The sequence below is a fragment of the Micromonospora sp. NPDC047753 genome, from assembly GCF_040642735.1.
Classification (GTDB): domain Bacteria; phylum Actinomycetota; class Actinomycetes; order Mycobacteriales; family Micromonosporaceae; genus Micromonospora.
This window is the reverse complement of record NZ_JBEYSL010000412.1, coordinates 1-6,086: the sequence shown is the minus strand read 5'-3', so window position 1 is coordinate 6,086 and position 6,086 is coordinate 1. Positions and strand designations below refer to the sequence as shown.

At 72.0% G+C, this 6,086-nt stretch carries 6 protein-coding genes and 1 pseudogene; 3 read left to right on the top strand and 4 right to left on the bottom strand.

Annotated features, from left to right (window positions below; genetic code table 11):
• The 3 genes from ABZ749_RS27030 to ABZ749_RS27020 all read right to left on the bottom strand — a co-directional run.
• The coding region (locus ABZ749_RS27030; protein WP_357232755.1) for a hypothetical protein at positions 1 to 973 on the bottom strand (973 nt) is incomplete at its 3' end.
• Entirely contained in the window at positions 960 to 1,478 is a 519-nt protein-coding gene (locus ABZ749_RS27025; RefSeq protein ID WP_357202183.1) for a sigma-70 family RNA polymerase sigma factor, read from the bottom strand. The genes ABZ749_RS27030 and ABZ749_RS27025, both read right to left, overlap by 14 nt.
• A gap of 66 nt (positions 1,479 to 1,544) precedes the next feature.
• Entirely contained in the window at positions 1,545 to 2,555 is a 1,011-nt protein-coding gene (locus ABZ749_RS27020) for a carboxypeptidase regulatory-like domain-containing protein (protein ID WP_357232753.1), read from the bottom strand.
• A 242-nt stretch (positions 2,556 to 2,797) separates the two neighbouring features.
• Between ABZ749_RS27020 and ABZ749_RS27015 the strand changes: the two genes are divergently transcribed.
• The 3 genes from ABZ749_RS27015 (at position 2,798) to ABZ749_RS27005 (ending at position 5,706) form a co-directional block, all read left to right on the top strand.
• Complete coding sequence (locus tag ABZ749_RS27015; RefSeq protein ID WP_357232751.1) at positions 2,798 to 3,748, top strand: SRPBCC family protein; 951 nt, start codon at positions 2,798 to 2,800, stop codon at positions 3,746 to 3,748.
• 29 nt (positions 3,749 to 3,777) lie between these two features.
• A complete protein-coding gene (locus ABZ749_RS27010; RefSeq protein ID WP_357232749.1) occupies positions 3,778 to 4,950 on the top strand; it encodes a zinc-dependent alcohol dehydrogenase in 1,173 nt (390 codons plus the stop codon).
• A gap of 174 nt (positions 4,951 to 5,124) precedes the next feature.
• The gene (locus tag ABZ749_RS27005) at positions 5,125 to 5,706 is read left to right on the top strand and encodes a GNAT family protein (protein ID WP_357232746.1); all 582 of its coding nucleotides are present in this window, start codon (positions 5,125 to 5,127) and stop codon (positions 5,704 to 5,706) included.
• On the opposite strand, the pseudogene ABZ749_RS27000 reads toward ABZ749_RS27005, so the two are convergent.
• Positions 5,703 to 6,086, bottom strand: a pseudogene (locus tag ABZ749_RS27000) (LD-carboxypeptidase); the annotation flags it as partial. The gene ABZ749_RS27005 and the pseudogene ABZ749_RS27000 sit on opposite strands and share 4 nt — an antisense overlap.

The following is a 6,086-nucleotide window of genomic DNA, read 5'->3' as shown; positions in this document are numbered from 1 at the left end:
CCAGCAGGGAGCCGTCCGACCCCACAGTGAGGTCGTAGTGCAGCTGCGCCGGCAACTCGGCGCCGGTGTCCGTCCAGGTCTTCGCACCGTCGGTGGTCCGCAGCAGCCGCACCCCGCCAGCCGGCTTCGTCGACTGGGTCAGCACGTACCCTTCCCGATCGTCGAGCCCGACCGCCGTGATCACCACCGCGTCGGCGCCCACCTTCCAGGTGGTCCAGGTCGCCCCTCGGTCGGCGCTACGGGCGACTGTCGCCCCCTGGGAGCCGCCTGTCTGGTACGTGGCCCAGATGCTGCCGTCCGCTGCCGGGTAGAGGCTGAACAGCGACAGCAACGTGGGCGCCGGGGTGGTGAGGCGGTACACCGTTCCGCTCGACGGGTCCACCGCCAGCGGCTCCGACACCGCCTCACAGCCGAATCCGCAGGAGACAGGTCGGGCCGTCGCCGGGAAGGTGGGCACGGCGACGATCGCGGAATCCGCGTCCCGCCAGGTGCGGCCGTAGTCGGTGGAGAGGTGGGCCAGGCCGTAGTCGGTGACCAGGTACGACCGCTCACCGAGCACGGAGAAGTCCATGCTGCTGCTCGGCGTCGCTGAGGCGGTGTCGGCCGCACATCGGGTGCCCTCGAAGCGCGCCGCGTCCCAGTCCGACCAACTGCGGCCGTCGTCGCCGGTGTACGCGAAGCGCACAACGCAGCCGTCCTGCCGCACGTCGACCCCGGAGTCGGGCCCGGTCAGCGTGAATTCGCTGAACTGCGCACCTGACGGTCTCGGCGGGTCGGCCGGCGTGCCCCGGTCCGGCTCGACCACCAGCGGTACGACCGTCAGCCCGGCCAGGACGACCAGTGCGGTGGTCACCGTCGCGACCGACCGGCGCCGACGGGATCGGGCAGTGGTGCGCAGCTCGTCGAGGGGCGGCTGCGACACGGCCTCGGTGACGGTGTCGACGTCGAACCCGGAGAACTCACGACCGGACATCGATCCTCCCGGTTTCCGTGGCGTCAGTGTCGGCGAGCAACGCCGCCAGAGCGACCCGGCCCCGCGACAGCCGGGACTTCACCGTCCCCGACGACACGCCCAGCGTCGCGGCGACCTCGTCCACCGGCAGGTCGACGAGGTAGTGCAGGGCCAGCGCATGTCGCTGCCCCTCGGGCAGCACGCGCAGCGCGGACAGCAGGGCGAGGTGCTCCGGGGAGTGGTCGGCGACGGCCGGCGGTGGACCGATGCGGCGCAGCAGCCCGTCGAGCACCCGACGGCGGCGGTACCGGCTGCGGGCCCAGTTCACCGCGACGCGACGCAACCAGGCCTCCGGGTTCTCCAGCTCGGCGAACCGCCCTGGCGCCATCAGTGCTCGCGTGAACGCCTCCTGGACCGCCTCCTGCGCCTCGGTCAGGTCACCGGTCACCGCGTACAGCTGAACGACGAGGCGTCGGAAACAGCTGGCGTAGAGCTCGGAGATCGGATCGCCGTCGGACACCGTCACCCCCCTTCTCCACCACTCCCACCCACGGGCCCGGGAGAAGGTTCCGGCGGCCGGCCAGAATCCGGGTCAGTCGAGGTTGAAGTCCACCACGACGGGCGCCCGGCGGACCCGCACGGCAGTCGCGGCGTCGAAGCCGGCTGCGTCGCGGTGCCAGACCGCCGGGGCGTACGCGCAGTCGCAGCGCAGCTTCACCCGCTGCCCGGGGAGCAGGCGCAGGGCGTAACCGCTGCCCGCGTCCGCCACGCCGGCCAGGTCCCCGGTCGCCGCGTCGAACGCGATCACCTGGGCGTAGGTGGCCAGCTCGTCGACCACTACCGCTCCACCCAGCGGTACGCCGGCGGGCAGCGCCTGGTTCAGGGTCGCCGTCTGGTGCGCGCGGACCCGCACCGGCCGTGCCTGCTGCCGACCGCCCACCCCACCGGACCACACGGTCGCCAGCCCGGCGGCGGCGAACTGCACGGGCCAGTGGTACGGGCCGAGACCGGTGATCGTGTAGCGGCCGTCCTCGTCGGTGGTCGGGCCGTGGTCGTCGTACTTGGGATGCGGCACGTACGGCACGACCATGACCAGGGCGCGGTTGACCGGTGCGCCGGTCGCCGCGTCGGTCACCACTCCGACGATGGTGCCCGGCGGGTCGAGCCGGACGGTCGGCGCGTCGGTCACCGCGCCGGCCCGGACCTGGACCACCTGTGCCCGCTCACGGTCGCCGGTCCCGCCGTGCCGGCCCACCCACTGCCAGCCGTGCGTCGTCGTGTCGTAGGGGCGCACCAGCAGCCGGTACTTCCCCGGGGCGACGTCCCCGGTCACCAGGACGCCCTGCTCGTCGGCGCACCCCCCGTACCGTCCGAGCTGGTCCTCGCCGAGCGTGACCGCCGCCAACGCCGCGGCGTCCACCGGGACGAGCGCCGCGCAGGCCCGGGGGACCGGGACGCCGGTGGCCGCGTCGCGCACCACGGTGCGGACGCCGCCGGGCGCGGACGACCCGGGGGTACGCGCGGCGGCCGGCGCGGCGGCTTCGACGACGAGCAGGGCGACGGCGATGGTGGCGGTCAGGTGGCGTAGGAGTGTGCGGCTCACTGTCGTGGTCCTTCCGGTGTCGCGGCGACGGTGAGCAGACGGTAACGTTCGGTATCTGATCCATATCGGTCAATGTCGCGATGCTGACTGAGTGAGGCGCACAACTCGCCCGTGCGCCTCGAATGCCGCGATATGCCCGAATGTGGCGCAGAGGTCACGGGTACCGCATAGCGTCACGGGGGCGGAACCCCCGCCGCTCCCGCCAGCGGACCGGCGGCGCCGCCCACCGGAAGGAACCGGACATGAGTCGTGTCGACACTGTGCTCCTGCCGGAGCTGGACGGGCCGGTGCCGGCGACGCTGCCGAGCGCGCTCGGCCTGCTGAGCCTGGCCCTGGGGGTAGGCGCCCTTGTCGCTCCCGGACCCGTCGCGCGACTGACCGGGGTGGACGACTCCCCGGCCGCGCGGTCCGTGCTCCCGGCCATCGGTCTGCGGGAGTTGGGCAGCGCCGCCGGCCTGCTCAGCGGTCGCCGACCGGCCGGCTGGGCCTGGAGCCGAGTGGCCGGCGACGCGATGGACCTCACACTGCTCGGGCGGGCCCTCGCCGACCGTGGCGGTGAACGCCGCCGCCGGGTCGCGCTGACCACCCTCGCCATCGCCGGCATCACCGCCATCGATGCGCTCGCCGCCATCCGCATCGGCCAGGCGCGACGGGCCCGCGCGCGGGTGATCCGGATGGAGATCGCGGTGACGGTGAACCGGTCGCCCGCCGAGGCGTACCGGTTCTGGCGGGACATGGAGAACCTGCCCCGGTTCATGGCACACCTGGAGTCCGTCCGCGCCGACGACCTGCGCCGTTCGCACTGGATCGCCCGTGGTCCGGCCGGGCACCGCGTCGAGTGGGACGCCGAGATCATCGACGACCAGCCGAACAAGTCGATCACCTGGCGGTCGCTGCCAGGAACCCGGGTGCCCAACGCCGGCCGGGTCCGGTTCGTGCCCGCGCCCGGTGACCGGGGGACCGAGGTGCGGGTGGAGCTGCGCTACGCGCCACCGGCCGGCGCGCTCGGCCGAGCGGTGGCGAAGCTCTTCGGCGAGGAACCCGAGCAGCAGGTCCGCGACGACCTGCGCCGGTTCAAGCAGGTGCTGGAGACCGGCGAGGTCGTCCGCTCGGAGGGCAGCCCCAACGGCATCTCCGTACGCCAACAGGCCATGCAGCGACCCGCCCAGCCCCTGCCCGCGTCCCGCCGCTGACCGCCCGAGCTCTCCGAAAGGGACCGCTGATGAAGGCCACCGCCTGGATGGGCACCGACAGCGTCAAGGTCATCGACGTACCCGACCCGAAGATCATGAACGCTCGGGACGCGATCGTCCGGATCAGCACCACCGCGATCTGCGGCTCCGACCTGCACCTCTACCACGGCTACATCCCCGCGATGCGCAAGGGCGACATCCTCGGCCACGAGTTCATGGGCGAGGTGGTGGAGGTGGGCCCCCAGGTCCGCAACCTCGCCCCCGGCGACCGGGTGGTCGTGCCCTTCCCGATCGCCTGCGGGCACTGCTCGTCCTGCCAGCGCGGCCTCTACTCGGTCTGCGAGAACTCCAACCCGAACGCCGGCATCGCCGAGAAGATCATGGGGCACTCGCCGGCCGGCATCTTCGGCTACTCGCACCTGCTCGGCGGCTACGCCGGTGGCCAGGCCGAGTACGCCAGGGTGCCGTTCGCCGACGTCGGCCCGGTCAAGGTGCCCGACGAGATCAGCGACGACCAGGCGGTCATGCTGGCCGACGTGTTCCCGACCGGCTACATGGGCGCTGAGATGTGCGACATCAAACCCGGGCAGGTCATCGCCGTCTGGGGCGCCGGGCCGGTCGGGCTGCTCGCCGCGGCCAGCGCCCGGCTGCTCGGCGCGGAGCGGGTGATCGTCATCGACCGGTTCCCGTACCGGCTGCGGCGGGCCGAGGAGCACATCGACGCCGAGACGATCAACTACGAGGAAGTCGACGTCCTGGACACCCTCAACGAGATGACCGCCGGCCGGGGCCCCGACGCGTGCATCGACGCGGTGGGCCTGGAGGGCCACCACGGCAACGCCGCCCTGTACGCGTACGACCGGGCCAAGCAGGCCGCGCGTGTCGAGACGGAACGACCGTTCGCACTCCGGCAGGCGATCCTCGCCTGCCGCTCCGGCGGGGTGGTCTCGGTCGTCGGCGCGTACGGCGGTTTCGTCGACAAGTTCCCGATGGGCGCGTTCATGAACCGCTCGCTGATCATGCGGACCGGTCAGTGCCACGTCCAGCGCTACACCCGGCCGCTCCTGGAGCGCATCCAGCGCGGCGAGATCGACCCGAGCTTCATCGTCAGCCACCGGATGCCGCTGCGTGACGCACCGAAGGGCTACAAGATCTTCCAGAAGAAGCAGGACGACTGCACGAAGGTGCTGCTCAAGGTCTGACTGGCGGCCAGGTCTGCCGGCGGGGAAGTTCTTCGCGCGCTGTCCTTCGGAGCTGATGTCGTCAACGATTCAGCTCCAAAGGAGCCGACCAGAGCCTCGGCTGTCAACGCCGGTCGCTCTGCGCGCGCACGGCGCAGAACCCGCACTCGGCTCTGCGTGAGCTAGCGTGTCGCCATGGAAAGTGGCGATATGTCGATGTCTGTCTCGGCCGATCTCACTATCCGGCTACGGCCGGTTGCCGAGCCCGACCTGACGATCTTCCGCCGGCTCCGCACCGAGCCGGGCCTGATCGGTCTGGACTGGGCCGGCTTCAGCGACGCCGGGGCGCCGGCACGGCGGTTCGCCGTCGACGGCTACCTCGGCGAGGACGACGGACGGCTCGTCGTGGAGGTCGAGCAGGAGCAGGCCGCCGCCGGCATCGTCAGCTACACCGCCAGGCGTTACGCCGGACGGGCGTCGTACTGGGATATCGGCATCGTCCTGCTGCCGCAGTGGCGGGGGAGAGGCATCGGCTGGCGCGCCCAGGCGTTGCTCTGCGACTACCTCTTCCACCACACCCCGGCCCAGCGCATCCAGGCCGGCACGCACCCGGAGAACGTCGCCGAGCAACGAGCGTTGGAGAAGGCCGGCTTCCAGCTCGAGGGCGTCGTGCGGGCCAGCGAGTTTCGGGCCGGCCAGTGGCGCGACGGCTATCTGTACAGCCGGTTGCGCGACGACCCGTCCCCCTGGGACCAGAGCCGCAGGTCTGAACTCTAGGCCTGGCGCGGACGAACCCCCGGCTCCACAGTCAGGGTCCCTGCCGCGGCGTCGATCGTGGCGTGCGAGCCCAGCGGAACGGTGAGCTGCCCGTTGCCGTGCCCCAGCCGCAGCCCGCCCAGGACCGGCACGCCAAGGTCGTACAGGCGGTCCTTGAGCACCGCTGCCGCATCCCACTCGCCCGGCTCGGCGACACTGTCGGTGATCTGGCCGATGACCACACCGGCGACCCTGCGCAGCACGCCGACCCGGCGCAGCTCGGTCAGCATGCTGTCGATGCTGTACGGAGCCTCGTCCACGTCCTCGAAGAAGAGGATCGCGCCGTCGAACTTCGGAGAGTCCTCCGCACCGAGCGAGGTGGAGATCAGCGTCAGGCAACC